The organism is Caulobacter sp. DWR2-3-1b2 (assembly GCF_049896345.1).
In the GTDB taxonomy this organism is placed as follows: domain Bacteria; phylum Pseudomonadota; class Alphaproteobacteria; order Caulobacterales; family Caulobacteraceae; genus Caulobacter.
This window is the reverse complement of record NZ_JAFCUC010000003.1, coordinates 493029-507728: the sequence shown is the minus strand read 5'-3', so window position 1 is coordinate 507728 and position 14700 is coordinate 493029. Positions and strand designations below refer to the sequence as shown.

Here is a 14700-nt window from a genome sequence, read left to right as displayed (position 1 = left end):
CAAGCAGTTCCGCCGCATCGCAACCCGGTACGACAAGCTTGCAACCACCTTCATGGGCTTCGTAACCCTCGCCGCCATCATGCTATGGCTCAAATAGCTAAATCGTCACTACGGCCTAGTCAACAACGATTGTCATCCCGGATCGGCGCTTCGCTTGTCCGGGATGACGACCGTTTGAGCTAGGCCGCCGCCCGCTTCGAAAAGGGTCGTGTCGCCAGAACTTCCGCCGAAAGATAGGCCTGCGCCTCGACGTCCAGGCCCAGCGTCCGCAAGTCCTCGCACAGCGCCCGACGCGGCTCCTGTTCCAGGAACGCGCCGGCGTCGATGACCAGCACCCCGCCGGGGCGCAGCATGGTCATGGTCGAGGCTGCGGCGGCCCGGGCATCGGCGAGCGTGGAACAGCCGACCACCAGCAGCACGTCGCTCTGTTCGTCGGCGGCGCGACAGGTGGCGCGGCGAGCGGCCTCCACCCGGTCGTAGCCCTTGCGCCAAAGCACGCTCATCGCCTCGCCCGCCTCGGGTCCGGTCACCGCCACGAAACACAGCGGCGTGGCCTGGGCGAGGGTGAGCATGCGCCCTAGCGTGTGGTGGATGCCACCGGTCGGAACGCCCAGCAGGAACTGCGCGGCCTGACGAAATGGGTGGGACGACATGTCGAAACCTCTGGGCTGGTCGGATGCATCACCAGACGCGCCGACCGCCGCAAACTGCGCCAAGGGGACCTAAGGCCTCCATTCCGAAACCCGCCGTCCGCATAAGGGCGGCATAAGGATCAGCCGATGTTCGACGACAACGCCGCCGCCGCGCCGCCCGTCTGGCGACAGATCGACCGCCGTTCCCGCGCCCTGGGCTTCGACATGCCGTCGGAGCCCGACACCGGAGCCATGCTACGCTTCCTCGCGGCTTCAAAGCCGGGCGGCAGGCTTCTGGAGTTGGGAACCGGCACGGGCCTCGCGACCGCTTGGCTGCTGGCCGGGATGGGGCAGGGGGCGTCGCTGGTCTCCGTGGACAGTGATCCAGCGGTCCAGACCGTGGCCCGCGATGTGTTGGGCGGCGACCCACGCGTGACGTTTGCGATTGGCGACGGGCTGGACTATGTGCGCGCTCATCCCCCGGCCGCGTTCGATCTGATCTTCGCCGACGCGTGGCCGGGCAAGTACGAGGGGCTGGACGAGACGCTGGCGCTGCTAAGGCCCGGCGGGTTCTATGTGATCGACGACATGAGCCGCCAACCCAACTGGCCGCCAGGCCATCAACCTCGCGTTGACGCCCTGGCGGCGCGGCTGAAATCCCATCCCGACTTGGCGACCGTGGCCCTGGGCTGGGCGTCGGGCCTGGTCATCGCGGCGAGACGGCCATGATCTGGATTCCCATCACCATCGCCGCCGCTGGCTTCCAGGTGGCCCGCAATGCGGCCCAGCGCTCGCTCATGGGCGGGGCGGGGCCCTGGGGCGCGACGCTGGTGCGGTTCCTGTTCGGCCTGCCCTTCGCAACGCTATTCGCAGCCATTGCTTGGGCCGTGACGCCGGGCGCCAGCGCCCACGCCACGGTGTGGTTCTGGCTGGCTTGCGTGGCCGGGGCGGCCCTGCAGATCGGCGCCACCGCGGCGCTGCTGACCGCCATGCACCGCTCGTCCTTCGCCTTGGGCACGGCCTTGCAGCAGAGCGGCCTGCCGTTCGCTCTCGTCTGGGGCGCTCTGCTGTTCGGCGACAAGATCTCGGCCGTCACCTGGATCGGCGGGCTGATCGCCACCATCGGCCTCGCCGCCTTGACCTGGCCGCGCGGCGGACCGCCGATGCGACGCGGCGCGGTGCTGGCGGGACTGGCCTCCGGCGCGGCCTTCGCCTTGTGCGCCAACTGTTTCCGTCAGGCCGCTCTGGCCTTCGATCCGGCCCATCCGCCGGTCTCGGCCCTGGTGACGGTGATGATCGTCCAAGCCATCCAGACCGTCGCCCTGACGGCCTTCCTGGCGGTTCGCAATCCCGACGCTCTGGTCGCGGTGGTCAAGGCCTGGCGGCGGTCGCTGGGGGCGGGGTTTTGCGGCGCGGTCGCCTCGGGCCTGTGGTTCACCGCCATGGCGCTGAGCCCCGTGGGACCCGTACGAGCGGTCGGGGTGGTCGAAATGCCGATGGCCGCCTTGGCCGGACGCCGGCTGTTCGCCGAGCGGCTGAGCCCCGCTCAGATGGTCTTCGGACTGATCGCGGCGGTCGGCGTGGTCATGGCGGCGCTCGGCTAGAAAACGCCATGTTTCTGGGTTGAACCTCCCGGCGTCGCCGTTCTGCGAAATGAGGTGAGCCAAGCGTTTTAATAGACCTTGAAATCAACGCTTTCGCAGGGCAAACGGGCATCGTCGATACGCTTTACGGCAGTTGGACGACGGCGCGGCAGAGGCTCGCGCTCCCGTCGCGCGGCGAGCGGTCATCACTGGGACGAAAGCCCGCAAATGCGGGAATCATGTTGTCCTCGGGGGGAATTGAAGTAGGAGCCATCTTTTCCCTTCGCCTTCGTCGTCAATACGCCGCAAATGGCTCCGCTTCGCCTACCGATCTCGCCCGCCCCGTCCTACCTGTCCGTCGTACCGCTTCGCCCCCCTATCCCCTCAGTCAGGGCTTTCAATGTTTTCTTCCCTCTTCGGCGTCATTTCCAACGATATCGCCATCGACCTGGGCACCGCCAACACGCTCATCTACATGAAGGGCAAGGGCATCGTGCTGAACGAACCGTCCGTCGTGGCGTTGCGCAATGTCGGCGGCCGAAAGATCGTTCACGCCGTGGGTATCGAGGCCAAGCAAATGCTGGGCCGCACGCCGGGCCACATGGAAGCCATCCGCCCCATGCGTGACGGGGTCATCGCCGACTTCGAAGTCGCCGAGGAGATGATCAAATACTTCATCCGCAAGGTTCACAACCGCAAGGGCTTCGTGAACCCCAAGGTCATCGTCTGCGTGCCGTCGGGCGCCACAGCCGTCGAACGCCGGGCGATCAACGACAGCTGCCTCAATGCGTCCGCCCGTCGCGTGGGCCTGATCGACGAGCCGATGGCCGCCGCGATCGGCGCCGGCCTGCCCATTCACGAGCCGACTGGCTCGATGGTCGTCGACATCGGTGGCGGCACCACCGAGGTAGCCGTGCTGTCGCTGTCGGGCATCGTCTATTCGCGTTCGGTCCGCGTCGGCGGTGACAAGATGGACGAGGCGATCATCAGCTACATGCGCCGTCACCATAACCTGCTGATCGGCGAGACCACCGCCGAGCGCATCAAGAAGGAAATCGGCACCGCCCGCGCCCCGGCCGACGGCGAAGGCCTGTCGATCGACGTCAAGGGCCGCGACCTGATGCAGGGCGTGCCGCGCGAGGTGCGCATTAGCGAAAAGCAGGCCGCCGACGCCCTGGCCGAGCCGGTCGGGCAGATCGTCGAGGCCGTGAAGGTGGCTCTGGAAGCCACCCCGCCGGAACTGGCCAGCGACATCGCCGACAAGGGCATCATGCTGACCGGCGGCGGCGCGCTGCTGCGCGGCCTGGACGCCGAGATCCGCGACCACACCGGCTTGCCGGTCACCGTGGCCGACGATCCGTTGTCGTGCGTGGCCTTGGGCTGCGGCAAGGTGCTCGAACATCCCAAGTGGATGAAGGGCGTTCTTGAATCGACTCTCGCCTAGGCGTCAATTTAATCTGGACGCCGCGGGGGGCGTCGGGAGAACTCGTACGTGCCCTTTCGCGAAGGTCCGCTCGGTGACCTGAAAGTGCCGCTGACCTGGACCGCGGCCGTGGCGTTGATCGTCGCCGTCGTGATCGCGGTGGCGTTCCTGCTGGCCGACCGGCGGGAGAGCCTTCAGCAGCAGGCCTATGGCGTGACCCGCCAGACCATGGACACGGTATCCAAGCCGGTCAGCGGCGCCATCGCCGCTCCAGGGCGCTGGACCGGCCTGGGCGTCGATTTCGTCAGCAGCTACTTCTTCACGGCGTCCGAAAACCGCCGACTGAAGGCCGAGCTCAAGGACATGCGCGGCTATCGCGACCAGTATCTGGCCGAAGTCGACAAGAACGACCGCTATCGCTCGCTGCTGGGCCTGCGCACAGATCCGCCGATCCCGATGGTCGCCGCCCGCGTGGTCATCGACACCCGCGGCCCTTTCGCCAACACTCGCCTGGCCGACGCCGGCGCCGAGCGCGGCGTGGTTGTGGGCAATCCAGTCATGAACGAGCGCGGCCTGGTCGGCCGTGTGGTGGGCGTGGCCAATGGCGCCAGCCGGGTGCTGCTGCTGACCGACATCGCCTCGCGGACGCCGGTGATGATCGACCGCACCAACGCCCGCGCCATCCTGACCGGCGACGGCGGTCCCAATCCCAAGCTGGACTATCTGCGCGGCGCCGATCCGATCAAGGAGGGCGACCGTGTCGTCACCTCGGGCGATGGCGGCGTGGTGCCGCGCGGCTTGCCGGTAGGCGCGGCGGTCAAGGGCCTGGACGGCCGCTGGCGCGTGGTGCTGTTCGCCGACGACACCGCCATCGACTATGTCCGTATCCTGTTGTTCACGGACTTCTCGCAGCTGGCCGACCAGAAAGCGCTACTGGCCCGCAGCCTGCCGCCGGTGACGACGGAAGACCCCAACGTCTCGATCCTCGGCCCAGCCATGGCGCCCAAGCCAGCGACGACCACGCCAGCGACGACCGCGCCAGCGACCTCGCCCAAGCCGGCTACCGCCGGCTCAGCCAAGCCGCCGGCGACAACCTCGGCCACACCCAAGCCCGCAACCGCGCCGCCGAAGCCTGCGGTTTCAAAGCCGGCCGCGCCCAAGCCGCCGGCCACGGTTCCCGCGGCGGCCCAGCCGCCAGGCGGCGCGCTATGAGCATGGGCGGCGCGCGGCCTCTGCATCCCGCGCGCTGGCTGGGCGTGCCGCTGCTGCTGTCGATCTTGGCGACCGTCGTCTTCGCCGCGCCGATCCGCCTCTATGGCCTGCAACTTCCGGAGCCCGTGTTCGCCATGGTCCCCGCCTTTGCCTGGGCCCTGATCCGCCCGTCGATCCTGGCGCCCTTCGCCCTGCTGGTTCTGGGCCTGTTCCTGGATGTGTTCTGGGGCGGGCCTTCGGGCCTGTGGGCGCTGTCGCTGCTGGTGGCCTACGCCACCGCCCTGGCCGGCCGCAACATGATGACCGGCCAGAGCCGGCCAATCATGTGGGCCTGGTTTTCCGGAGTCACTGCCGTGGCGATGATCGGCGGTTTCCTGTTCACCATGCTAGACAGTCTGGCCATGCCCAGTCTGCTGGCCGTGTTCTGGCAATTCCTGGTGACCGCCTTGCTGTTTCCGTTCGCCCACCGGCTGATCGACCGGTTCGAGGACGCGGACGTTCGGTTCCGGTGACGCCATGAGCGAACCGTCCATCTTCTTCTTCGAGGTCAATGAGCGGCAGGGGGTCTTCCACCGCCGGGCGTTTCTGATGGGCGGCCTGGCTGGCGGCGGGTTGCTTGCCTTGGGCGGACGGCTGGCGCAGCTGCAGTTGGTCGAGGCCCAGCGCTATCAGAAGCTCTCGGCCGGCAACCAGTTCAACTACCGCCTGGTGCCGCCGCCCCGCGGCCTGATCCTCGACCGCAACGGCGTGGCCCTGGCCTCGAACCGGCCCAATTTCCGGCTGCTGATCACCAAGGACTCCAAGGATTTCGACGTCGAGGCCTCCCTCGACGACCTGGCCACTCTGGTGCCGATCGACGGTACGCGCCGGTCGCGCCTGATCAAGGACATCGCCCGCGCGCCCAAGAAGGCTCCGGTGGCGGTGATGGAAGACATGACCTGGGAGGAGTTCTCCCGCGTCAACATCCGCGCCCCTGAGCTGCCGGGCGTCACCGCCGACATGGGCGAGGTGCGGGTCTATCCGTTCGGCGGGGCCTTCGCCCACGTGATCGGCTATGTGGCCAAGGTCTCGGATCGCGACCTGGAAAAGGCCAAGGACGAGCCCGACCAGGACCTGCTGCACCATCCGGGGTTCCGGATCGGCAAGGCGGGGATCGAAAAGGCCCTCGACCGCGACCTGCGCGGCCGTCCCGGCGCGACCAAGGCCGAGGTCGACGCCCAGGGCCGCGTCGTGCGCCTGGATCCCGAGGGCGACATCCTGCCGACCGCCGGCAAGGAAGTGCGGCTAACGCTGGACGCCGACATCCAGAACCGCGCGCTGGAAGTGATGGGTGAGGAAAGCGGCGCGATCGTCGTGATCGATATCCGCAACGGCGACCTGCTGGCCATGGTCTCGGCCCCCAGCTTCGACGCCAACCGCTTCGTCAAGGGCCTGTCGGGTCCCGAATATCGCGCCTTGGCCGAATATGAGCGCAAGCCGCTGCTGGACAAGGTGCTGAACGGCACCTTCCCGCCCGGCTCGACCTTCAAGCCGACCGTTGGTCTGGCCGCTCTGACTGCGGGCGTGGACCCCGAGGCGCGGGTCAATTGCGGCGGCAGCTGGTACTATGGCAACCGCACCTGGCGGTGCTGGGAGAAGCGCGGGCACGGCTCGCAGAACATGCACGAGGCCATCAAGAACTCCTGCGACATCTATTTCTACCAGACGGCGCTGAAGGTCGGCCCCGACGCCATCGCGACGACCGCCCGGGCCATGGGCTTTGGCCAGACCTTCGATATCGGCATTCCCGGCCAGAAGAAGGGGCTGGTGCCTGATCGTGCCTGGAAGAAGCGGGCAAACGTCAAAAATCCCCCGAACCAGACCTGGTTTCCGGGCGAGACTCCCAGCTATGGGATCGGGCAGGGGGCTCTGAACGTCAATGCCCTGCAGCTGGCGGTGATGACCGCGCGTCTGGCTAACGGTCGCAAGGCGCTGAACCCGCGGCTTATCAAGTCAGTCGGCGGCGTCGAGCAGCCCAGCGGCGCGGCCGTGCCCGACCTGCCGTTCACGATGGAGCACCTGGCCTATGTGCGCGGCGGCATGGAGGCGGTCGCCAATGACGTGCGCGGCACGGCCTATCGCCAGAGCCAGCTGGGTTTGGGCGACGTCAAGATGGCCGGCAAGACCGGCACCGCCCAGGTCCGCAGCTATGACAAGGTCGCCAACCGCAAGAGCGACAGCGTCGCCTGGAAGCTCAAGGACCACAACCTGTTCGTGGCCTTCGCGCCCTATGATGACCCGCGCTACGCCGTCGCCGTGATCATCGAGCATGGCGGCATGGGCGGCGCCACCGCCGGCGCCCCGCGGGCCCGCGAGGTGATGCGCGTGGCGCTGCTGAAGGATCCCGAAATCCGCGCCCGCATCGAACGCCCCGCGCCGCTGCCTGACGCGCCGGTCGAGGCCGCCGACGGCGCGGTCGAAGGCGCGGCGCCCGAAGATCCCACCGAGGGCGCGCCTCCGCCGCCTCCCGTTCCCGCCCCCGTTCCTGGAACACCCCGATGACCCTCAGCGGCGGCCTCAGCCGGCCCGGCGAACGCGACCGGCCGATCATCAAGTTCATGGAGATCGACTGGACCCTGTGCTTGGTCCTTTGCCTGATCGCAGGCACCGGCGCGCTGATGTTGTTCTCGATCGCAGGCGGCTCGTGGGAGCCTTGGGCCGACAAGCACCTGCTGCGCTTCGGGATCTATTTCGTGTTCATGATCGGCCTGGCCATGCTGGACCTGCGGGTCTGGTTCAGCCTGGCCTATCCCATCTATACTGCGGGCCTGATCCTGCTGGTGCTGGTCGAACTGATCGGCGACGTCTCGTTGGGAGCCCAGCGTTGGCTGCAGCTAGGCCCCCTGAGGTTTCAGCCGTCCGAGGTGATGAAGATCGGCGTCGTCCTGGCCCTGGCTCGCTATTATCACGGCCTTTCGGCCGACAGCGCCCGGCTGTCGTGGAAGCTGCTGGTGCCGGTGGTGTTGATCGGTCTGCCCACCTTGCTCGTCGCTCACCAACCCGACCTGGGGACCGCTGTGCTGATCGCCCTGCCGGGCCTGGCGGTGATGGTGCTGGCCGGCCTGTCGCTGCGCCTGATCATCGGCGGGATCGTGCTGGGGCTCGCGGCCCTGCCGCCGTTCATCTTCTTCGTGCTGCACGACTATCAGCGCAACCGCATCCTGACCTTCCTGCACCCGGAAAACGACCCGTCGGGCAACGGCTATCACATCATGCAGTCGAAGATCGCCCTGGGTTCCGGCGGGCTGATGGGCAAGGGCTTTGGCCTGGGCTCGCAGAGCCAGCTGAACTTCCTGCCCGAGAAACAGACCGACTTCATCTTCGCCACCCTGGCCGAGGAATTCGGCTTCATCGGCTGTTTCAGCGTGCTGTTCCTGTACGGCGTGGCGATCTTCATGGCCCTGCGCATCGCCTCGATCAGCCACAGCCACTTCGGCCGGCTGTCGGCGGCGGGCGTCACCGCGACCTTCGCGCTCTATGTGCTGATCAACGGCGCCATGGTGATGGGCATGGCCCCGGTGGTGGGCGTGCCGATGCCGATGCTGTCGTACGGCGGCACGGTCATGCTGACGGTGATGGTCGGGTTTGGGCTGGTCCAGGCCGTGCGGGTGCACCGCTATACCGAGGTGACCAGCGGCAAGGGTTCGTTGATGTAGGATCTAGGGGGGCGATCACTTGCCCCCTAAGGATCGCTTCGCGATCGTCTTCCCCCAGAGGGGGAAGAGCTCAGGCGCCGGCGCTGGCGCGAAGCTCCGCCCCCTCGCCGCGACAGACGGCGAAGCCGTCAGGTGGGGGCAAGTGGGTGAGCCACCTACTTTCCCTTCAAAGCCCGCCCGGTCATCACCGCCCCCGCCCCGTACTTCCCGCGCAGCCCGTCGATCACCGTCTCGCTTTTCAACGCCTTGCGCTCGTCTCCCGCGAAGAAGTCGTCGGCGGCCCCCTCGGCCGGCACGAAGTCCGTCAGCCCCGCGCCGATCAGGCGATAGTGCAAGCCACCCGGCTCGGCGGCCAACAGCTCACGCGCCACCTGAAACAACGTCCGGGCCGTCTGGATCGGCACCGGCAGAGTGCGGCGACGGGTGCGGATCTTGAAGTCCGGCGTGCGCAGCTTGAGGGTAATGACCCGGCCGGCCACCCCGCCGGCCCGGGCCTGGCGGGCGACCTTCTCGCATAGCGGCCACAGCTCGTCCTCGAGGTCGTCGCGCTTGTAGAGGTCGTCATTGAAGGTGGTCTCGGCGCTGATCGTCTTGCGTTCTTGCTCGGGATCGACCGACCGCACGTCGCGGCCATGGGCCAGGTGATGCAGCCGCAGGCCGCTGGAGCCCAGCACCTTGACCAGCCACTTCAGGTCGGCCGCCGCGATGTCGCCGACCGTGCGCAGGCCCTCCGAGGCAAGGCTGGTGACCGTGACGGGACCCACGCCGGGCAGGATCGACACCGGACGCGACGCCAGGAAGGCCTCGACTCCTACGGCGCCGATCACCGAAAAGCCGCGCGGCTTGTCGAGCTCCGAAGCGATCTTGGCCAGAAACTTGTTGGGCGCCAGGCCGATCGAGACGGTGATCCCCACCTCGGCCTCGATCTCCCGCTGAACCTTGGCCAGCATCACCGCCGGCGGGGCGCCGTGCAGGCGCTCGGTGCCTGACAGGTCGATCCAGGCCTCGTCCAGCGACAGGGGCTGAACCAGGGGCGTCAGGGCCTCCAGCTTGGCCATGATCCGCGCGCTCTCGTGCTTGTACTTGGCGAAGTTGGGCTTGATGACCACGGCGTCGGGGCACAGCTTCAACGCCTTGTACATCGGCATGGCCGAGCGCGGTCCGCTCATCCGGGCGATGTAGCAGGCGGTGGTCACCACGCCGCGCTTGCCGCCGCCGACGATCACCGGCTTGTCGCGCAGGCTGGGATCGTCGCGCTTCTCAACCGAGGCATAGAAGGCGTCGCAGTCCAGGTGGGCCATCGACAGCTGGCCCAGCTCCTCGTGAAAGATCACCCGCGGCGACTGGCAGGACGGACAGCGCGAGACCTTGGCCTCGCCCGTCGCCAGGCAGTCGCGGCACAGGGCTTTCACAAGAAAAGCTTTAGCTCGATGGCCGTCTTGAGGTCCGGCCAGAGATCGATGCGGGTGTGGCGCTCCGGATCGGCAGGGGCGAGGGGGCGCAGGCGTTCGTCGGCCACCATCTGAAAACGGGTGATGGCCGGCGCGCTGGTCGCAACCGAGTCGAGCTGCGGCAGCAGATCGTCGATGAATACCGACGGGCCGCTGGTGCGACTGGCCAGGTCGGCCGCCGACGGTCCCTTGGGGCCGCTGTTGATCACCAGCGGATAGTCGAACCCGTGGGTCTTCAGCCAGCGGGCTCGGGACTGACGGCCGTGCTCAGGGGCGTTGGTTAGAATCACCACGTCGGCCCTGCCCGACAGGTCGGCCAAGGCGTCGGCCGCGCCGATCGCCGGCAGCAGATCGCCAGATCCATCGCGGAAGAAATCATCGAACAGCATCCGCCCGGCGATCAGGTCCAGATGCTCGGTCTCGCCGGGCCGGTAGATGTTCTGGAACAGGGCGTAGCGGTCGAACCGCAGTTCGAAGCCGTGCCGGGCGATGAAGGTCCCGAAGCCGTGCATGAACCGGGCGAGCACCTCATCGACATCGACGATGACGAGCGGCGCATCCGCGCGAACCTTGCAGGTCTGGAGGTCGGTAGAACTGGGTTCCATGATCCAAGGTCGATGTTGGTGAACGCGATTAGCGCGGGCTTAAGGATATTCGTGGCATCTGGAACCCAGAAGCGACGCAAATCCCTCATGCGCCGCCACGGACCGGAATGGTCGGGGTCAGGATGACGAAGAAGGTCCTCATCGTGGAGGATAATGAGCTGAACATGAAGCTGTTTCATGATCTGCTCGAAGCCCAGGGTTACGAGATCTTGCAAACCCGCGAGGGCCTGCAGGCTCTGTCGATCGCCCGTGAGCACCGTCCCGACCTGATCCTGATGGATATCCAGCTGCCGGAGATCTCGGGTCTTGAAGTCACCAAGTGGCTCAAGGAGGACGACGATCTGTCACACATCCCCGTCGTCGCCGTTACGGCATTTGCCATGAAGGGCGACGAGGAGCGCATTCGCGAGGGCGGTTGCGAGGCCTATATCTCCAAGCCCATCTCGGTGTCGCACTTCCTCGACACGATCCGCCGGTTGCTGGAGAGGTAGGCCCGTGAGCGCGCGCATTCTCGTCGTCGACGATATCGACGCCAATGTGCGGCTGCTCGAGGCTAAGCTTTCGGCTGAATATTATCAGGTTTCGACCGCCAGCGACGGCACCACGGCCCTGGCCATGGCGGCGGCCGAGCTGCCCGACGTCATTCTGCTGGATGTGATGATGCCCGGCATGGACGGCTTCACTGTCTGTAAGCGGCTCAAGGAAGACCCGATCACCCGGCACATCCCCGTGGTGCTGGTCACGGCGCTGGATGGCCGCGCCGACCGTATCCAGGGCCTTGAGGCGGGCGCCTCGGACTTTCTGACCAAGCCCATCGACGACGTCATGCTTTTCGCTCGCGTGCGCAGCCTGACCCGCTTCAAGCTGGTGATCGACGAACTTCGCCAGCGCGAGGCTTCGGGCCGCCGCATGGGCGTGATCGCCGGCGCCGCCTCTCGCCTCGACGGCCTGGGCGGCCGGGTGCTGATCGTCGATGACAATGAACGCCAGGCCCAGCGCGTCGCCAACGAGCTGTCGATCGAGCACCGCCCGGTGATCGAGATCGATCCGGCCAAGGCTCAGATCAGCGCCGGCGGGCCGGTCGACCTCGTCATCATCAACGCCGCCGCCAAGAGCTTCGACGGCCTGCGCTTTGCCGCCGGCCTGCGGTCGGACGAGCGCACCCGCCACCTGCCGATCCTGGCCATGGTCGATCCCGATGAGCGGACGCGCCTGGTCAAGGCGCTGGAGATCGGCATCAACGACATCCTGCCGCGGCCAATCGACCCGCAGGAACTGTCGGCCCGGGTCAAGACCCAGATCCAGCGCAAGCGCTACACCGACTATCTGCGCCAGAACCTCGACCACAGCCTTGAACTGGCGGTCACCGACCAGCTGACCGGCCTGCACAACCGCCGCTACATGGCCGGTCAGCTCGATTCGCTGGTCAAGCGCGCGGCCCTGGGCGGCGACCCGGTCGCGGCCCTGCTGATCGACATCGACCATTTCAAGAAGATCAATGACGGCTTCGGCCACGACGTCGGCGACGAGGTGCTGCGCGAGTTCGCCCTGCGCCTGGCCTCCAATGTCCGCGCCATCGACCTGCCTTGCCGCTACGGCGGCGAGGAGTTCACGGTGATCATGCCTGACACCCAGCTGGAAGACGCCCTGCGCATCGCCGAGCGGATTCGCATGCACGTGGCCGGCTCGCCCTTCCGCGTAGCCCACGGGACAGAGTTACTGACGGTGACCATCTCGATCGGTGTTTCGGTCAGCTTTGGCCCCAACGACACGCCCGAGACCCTGCTCAAGCGCGCCGACGAGGCGGTGTACGAAGCGAAAGCCTCCGGACGCAACGCCGTGGTGGGCAAGGCGGCGGCTTAACAGTCGGGGACACGCCCGAGGGCATGTCCCCGACCTTGGATTAAGGCTTCGCCACCAGCCTGATCTCATACAGCCGCGGCCAGAATTTCCCTGTCACGATCAACCGGTCCGTCTCGGCGTCATAGGCGATGCCGTTGAGCACATCGACACCGGCCTGATCCGCGACCGGCAACAGCCCGGTCAGGTCGATCCAGCCCTTCACCTCGCCCGTCAGGGGGTCGATGCGGGCGATGCGGTCGGTCTGCCAGATATTGGCGTAAATCTCGCCCTTGACCCATTCCAGCTCGTTGAGCTGGTCCACCGGCTGACCCTCGTCGGTGACGGTGACGCCGCCGGTTTCCCTGAGTGTCTCGGGATCCAGGAACCGCAGGCGGGAGGTGCCGTCGCTCATGTAGATCTGGTGATCGTCGCGGGTCAGGGCCCAGCCCTCGCCGGGATAGCTGAATTCACCGCGCGTCTCAAAATCGTCGAGACCGTAGACGAAGCCGACCTGGTTCTTCCAGGTCAGCGAGATCAGCCGATCCTTCCAGTCGATGATGCCCTCACCGAAGAATTGGCTGGCGATCGACCGCTCCAGCTGAACCTGGCCGGTTTCGAGGTCGAGCTTGCGGATCGACGAGGCGCCTTCCAGGCCGGTGCTCTCATATAGAAAGCCATTGCGCAGGAAGAGGCCCTCTGTGAAGGCGTGGGGGTCGTGTGGATAGGTGCGCACGACCGCGTAGCCATAGACTGGAGTCGCGGCGCGCGCCTGCGGCGAACAGGCGCTCAGCAGGGTGGCGACAAGCCAGACGGCGAGAAGCGGGAGTTGGCGCATGGCCCAGCTAGGCCTTCCTCAGGCGGCGAAAACAAGACGGGTCGCGAAAGAGAGGGGCAAAGAAAAACGCCCGACCTTGCGGCCGGGCGTCTATCCTATCGAAAAGGGTGGCAAGACCTACTTGATCTTGCCTTCCTTGAATTCGACGTGCTTGCGGATGACCGGATCGTACTTCTTCAGCACCATCTTTTCGGTCTTGGTGCGGGCGTTCTTCTTGGTCACGTAGAAGAAGCCGGTGTCCGCCGTCGAGTTCAGGCGGATCTTGATGGAAGCCGGTTTGGCCATGGTCGAATCCCTGCGATGGTCGCGCAGGTCCCTACGCGGTCGAAATAAGAGGCGCGGAACATACTCACCGGCGGCGCAAAGTCAATTGCCGTGAGCGGGCAATTCCTCCCCCTGTGGGGCAGGTTTCGGCGAAGCCGACGGAGTGGGGCGTGATCGGACGATGGCCAGCTTACGGATCTTCGATCCCGAAACTCCCCCCGCCGGTCGCTGCGCGACCACCTCCCCCACGGGGGAGGGGCTTGATCACAGATAGGTCAGCTGCCGCGCCCCGCGCAGAAACCGCATGAACGGGGCCGGGCGGCCAGAATCCACTAGGCGCTGCTCCACTTCATGAACGACGAAACGGGTGATGTTGGGGAGATCCAGGGCCCGGGCCTCGTCGAAGTCGAACCAGCCGATCTCGTCCAACTCGCCGCAGTCGGGCTGGCGCTCCAGGCTCAGCAGGGCCGAGGCCGGGGCCATGAAGAACCGTGCGTCGAAACGCCGCGTGCGATAGGGCGGGGTGATGGCGCGGGCCACGAAGGCCAGGGAGGCTAGGTCAGGAAGGGCGCCCTGCGCCAGGAACGGCCGCCAGGCGCCGGCGCCTGGGCGCGCGGGCGCGGCCTTGGCCAGCAGCAGGCCCGTCTCCTCGAAGGTCTCGCGCACCGCCGCCAGGGCCAAGGCGCGGGCCAGGCGGGCCGGCGAGGGGTGGCGCGGCTCCAGGGTCAGACGGGCGGCGGCCTCCGGCGCCAGTTCGGTCGCCGAGGGCGCGGCGTAGTCGCCGCGATCGACCCGACCCCCGGGGAACACCCACTTGTCGGCCATGAAGGCCAGGCCGCGATTGCGCCGGCCCATCAGCAGCTGGGGCTTGGGGCCCTCATCGCGGACAATGATCAGGGTCGCGGCGTGGCGCGGCTTCAGCGGTCCGGCGTTCGCGTCGCGCACGTCGCCGTCGTTGCGGGTGTCGAATTTGGCCTCGATCGGCTCATCCATGATGGGGAGCTTAGTCTCGATGCCGCGCGGCGCCAGCCGTCCGTAGCGGCAAGGGTTCGGATTGGGGACATGCCCGTGGGCGTTTCCCTACCAACATCTCCCGCGCTTGACCCTCATCCCCCGTCCGCTCAATCTCGCGCCGCAATCGAGGAGTCGGGGGATGGC

Annotated in this window: 15 protein-coding genes and 1 pseudogene; 10 read left to right on the top strand and 6 right to left on the bottom strand. The window is 67.0% G+C overall.

All coding sequences use genetic code 11. From position 1 onward, the window contains the following. A pseudogene (locus ACP694_RS11725) lies at nucleotides 1–97 on the top strand (IS5/IS1182 family transposase); the annotation flags it as partial. Nucleotides 98–179: 82 nt separating this feature from the next. On the opposite strand, the gene ACP694_RS11720 reads toward ACP694_RS11725, so the two are convergent. Then, entirely contained in the window at nucleotides 180–653 is a 474-nt protein-coding gene (locus ACP694_RS11720; protein WP_426012542.1) for a hypothetical protein, read from the bottom strand. Nucleotides 654–779: 126 nt separating this feature from the next. Here ACP694_RS11720 and ACP694_RS11715 point away from each other — a divergent pair, with 126 nt between their 5' ends. The 7 genes from ACP694_RS11715 to rodA all read left to right on the top strand — a co-directional run bounded on the left by ACP694_RS11715 (nucleotide 780) and on the right by rodA (nucleotide 8545). After that, nucleotides 780–1361, top strand: a complete 582-nt coding sequence (locus tag ACP694_RS11715) for an O-methyltransferase (RefSeq protein WP_426012540.1) — start codon at nucleotides 780–782, stop codon at nucleotides 1359–1361. Then, on the top strand, nucleotides 1358–2236 hold the full coding sequence (locus ACP694_RS11710) for an EamA/RhaT family transporter (RefSeq protein ID WP_426012538.1): 879 nt from the start codon (nucleotides 1358–1360) through the stop codon (nucleotides 2234–2236). The genes ACP694_RS11715 and ACP694_RS11710 overlap by 4 nt, the downstream gene beginning before the upstream one ends. A 379-nt stretch (nucleotides 2237–2615) precedes the next feature. After that, nucleotides 2616–3659 carry a rod shape-determining protein gene (locus ACP694_RS11705; protein ID WP_004623009.1) on the top strand — a complete coding sequence of 348 codons (1044 nt, stop codon included), beginning with the start codon at nucleotides 2616–2618 and terminating at the stop codon, nucleotides 3657–3659. 48 nt (nucleotides 3660–3707) lie between these two features. Beyond that, the gene (gene mreC, locus ACP694_RS11700) at nucleotides 3708–4850 is read left to right on the top strand and encodes a rod shape-determining protein MreC (RefSeq protein ID WP_426012536.1); all 1143 of its coding nucleotides are present in this window, start codon (nucleotides 3708–3710) and stop codon (nucleotides 4848–4850) included. Then, complete coding sequence (locus ACP694_RS11695) at nucleotides 4847–5362, top strand: hypothetical protein (RefSeq protein WP_426012534.1); 516 nt, start codon at nucleotides 4847–4849, stop codon at nucleotides 5360–5362. Before mreC ends, ACP694_RS11695 begins: the two co-directional genes overlap by 4 nt. A 4-nt stretch (nucleotides 5363–5366) precedes the next feature. Continuing rightward, the gene (gene mrdA / locus ACP694_RS11690; RefSeq protein ID WP_426012532.1) at nucleotides 5367–7391 is read left to right on the top strand and encodes a penicillin-binding protein 2; all 2025 of its coding nucleotides are present in this window, start codon (nucleotides 5367–5369) and stop codon (nucleotides 7389–7391) included. Next, nucleotides 7388–8545, top strand: coding sequence for a rod shape-determining protein RodA (gene rodA / locus ACP694_RS11685; protein ID WP_426012530.1), 1158 nt, complete (start codon nucleotides 7388–7390; stop codon nucleotides 8543–8545). Before mrdA ends, rodA begins: the two co-directional genes overlap by 4 nt. A 155-nt stretch (nucleotides 8546–8700) precedes the next feature. Here the strand turns inward: rodA and ACP694_RS11680 are convergent, their stop codons facing one another. Continuing rightward, nucleotides 8701–9957, bottom strand: coding sequence for a DNA polymerase IV (locus ACP694_RS11680; protein WP_426012528.1), 1257 nt, complete (start codon nucleotides 9955–9957; stop codon nucleotides 8701–8703). Further along, a complete protein-coding gene (locus ACP694_RS11675; protein ID WP_426012527.1) occupies nucleotides 9954–10601 on the bottom strand; it encodes a hypothetical protein in 648 nt (215 codons plus the stop codon). Before ACP694_RS11675 ends, ACP694_RS11680 begins: the two co-directional genes overlap by 4 nt. A 122-nt stretch (nucleotides 10602–10723) precedes the next feature. Between ACP694_RS11675 and ACP694_RS11670 the strand changes: the two genes are divergently transcribed. Continuing rightward, on the top strand, nucleotides 10724–11092 hold the full coding sequence (locus tag ACP694_RS11670) for a response regulator (RefSeq protein WP_426012525.1): 369 nt from the start codon (nucleotides 10724–10726) through the stop codon (nucleotides 11090–11092). A gap of 4 nt (nucleotides 11093–11096) precedes the next feature. Further along, nucleotides 11097–12464, top strand: a complete 1368-nt coding sequence (locus tag ACP694_RS11665) for a PleD family two-component system response regulator (RefSeq protein WP_426012524.1) — start codon at nucleotides 11097–11099, stop codon at nucleotides 12462–12464. Between the two features lie 40 nt (nucleotides 12465–12504). Here ACP694_RS11665 and ACP694_RS11660 read toward each other — a convergent pair whose 3' ends face one another. The 3 genes from ACP694_RS11660 to ACP694_RS11650 all read right to left on the bottom strand — a co-directional run bounded on the left by ACP694_RS11660 (nucleotide 12505) and on the right by ACP694_RS11650 (nucleotide 14535). Continuing rightward, nucleotides 12505–13278: a glutaminyl-peptide cyclotransferase gene (locus tag ACP694_RS11660; RefSeq protein WP_426012522.1), complete on the bottom strand. Its 774-nt coding sequence runs from the start codon at nucleotides 13276–13278 to the stop codon at nucleotides 12505–12507. Between the two features lie 117 nt (nucleotides 13279–13395). Continuing rightward, complete coding sequence (gene rpmG / locus ACP694_RS11655) at nucleotides 13396–13563, bottom strand: 50S ribosomal protein L33 (protein WP_007673017.1); 168 nt, start codon at nucleotides 13561–13563, stop codon at nucleotides 13396–13398. Between the two features lie 243 nt (nucleotides 13564–13806). After that, nucleotides 13807–14535 carry an NUDIX hydrolase gene (locus ACP694_RS11650; RefSeq protein WP_426012521.1) on the bottom strand — a complete coding sequence of 243 codons (729 nt, stop codon included), beginning with the start codon at nucleotides 14533–14535 and terminating at the stop codon, nucleotides 13807–13809. Nucleotides 14536–14700: the final 165 nt, after the last annotated feature.

Coding starts and splice junctions, on each gene's coding strand:
- ACP694_RS11720 (WP_426012542.1), bottom strand. CDS start 653: ATGTCGTCCCACCCATTTCGTCAGGCCGCGCAGTTCCTGCTGGGCGTT.
- ACP694_RS11715 (WP_426012540.1), top strand. CDS start 780: ATGTTCGACGACAACGCCGCCGCCGCGCCGCCCGTCTGGCGACAGATC.
- ACP694_RS11710 (WP_426012538.1), top strand. CDS start 1,358: ATGATCTGGATTCCCATCACCATCGCCGCCGCTGGCTTCCAGGTGGCC.
- ACP694_RS11705 (WP_004623009.1), top strand. CDS start 2,616: ATGTTTTCTTCCCTCTTCGGCGTCATTTCCAACGATATCGCCATCGAC.
- ACP694_RS11695 (WP_426012534.1), top strand. CDS start 4,847: ATGAGCATGGGCGGCGCGCGGCCTCTGCATCCCGCGCGCTGGCTGGGC.
- mrdA (WP_426012532.1), top strand. CDS start 5,367: ATGAGCGAACCGTCCATCTTCTTCTTCGAGGTCAATGAGCGGCAGGGG.
- rodA (WP_426012530.1), top strand. CDS start 7,388: ATGACCCTCAGCGGCGGCCTCAGCCGGCCCGGCGAACGCGACCGGCCG.
- ACP694_RS11675 (WP_426012527.1), bottom strand. CDS start 10,601: ATGGAACCCAGTTCTACCGACCTCCAGACCTGCAAGGTTCGCGCGGAT.
- ACP694_RS11670 (WP_426012525.1), top strand. CDS start 10,724: ATGACGAAGAAGGTCCTCATCGTGGAGGATAATGAGCTGAACATGAAG.
- ACP694_RS11660 (WP_426012522.1), bottom strand. CDS start 13,278: ATGCGCCAACTCCCGCTTCTCGCCGTCTGGCTTGTCGCCACCCTGCTG.
- rpmG (WP_007673017.1), bottom strand. CDS start 13,563: ATGGCCAAACCGGCTTCCATCAAGATCCGCCTGAACTCGACGGCGGAC.
- ACP694_RS11650 (WP_426012521.1), bottom strand. CDS start 14,535: ATGGATGAGCCGATCGAGGCCAAATTCGACACCCGCAACGACGGCGAC.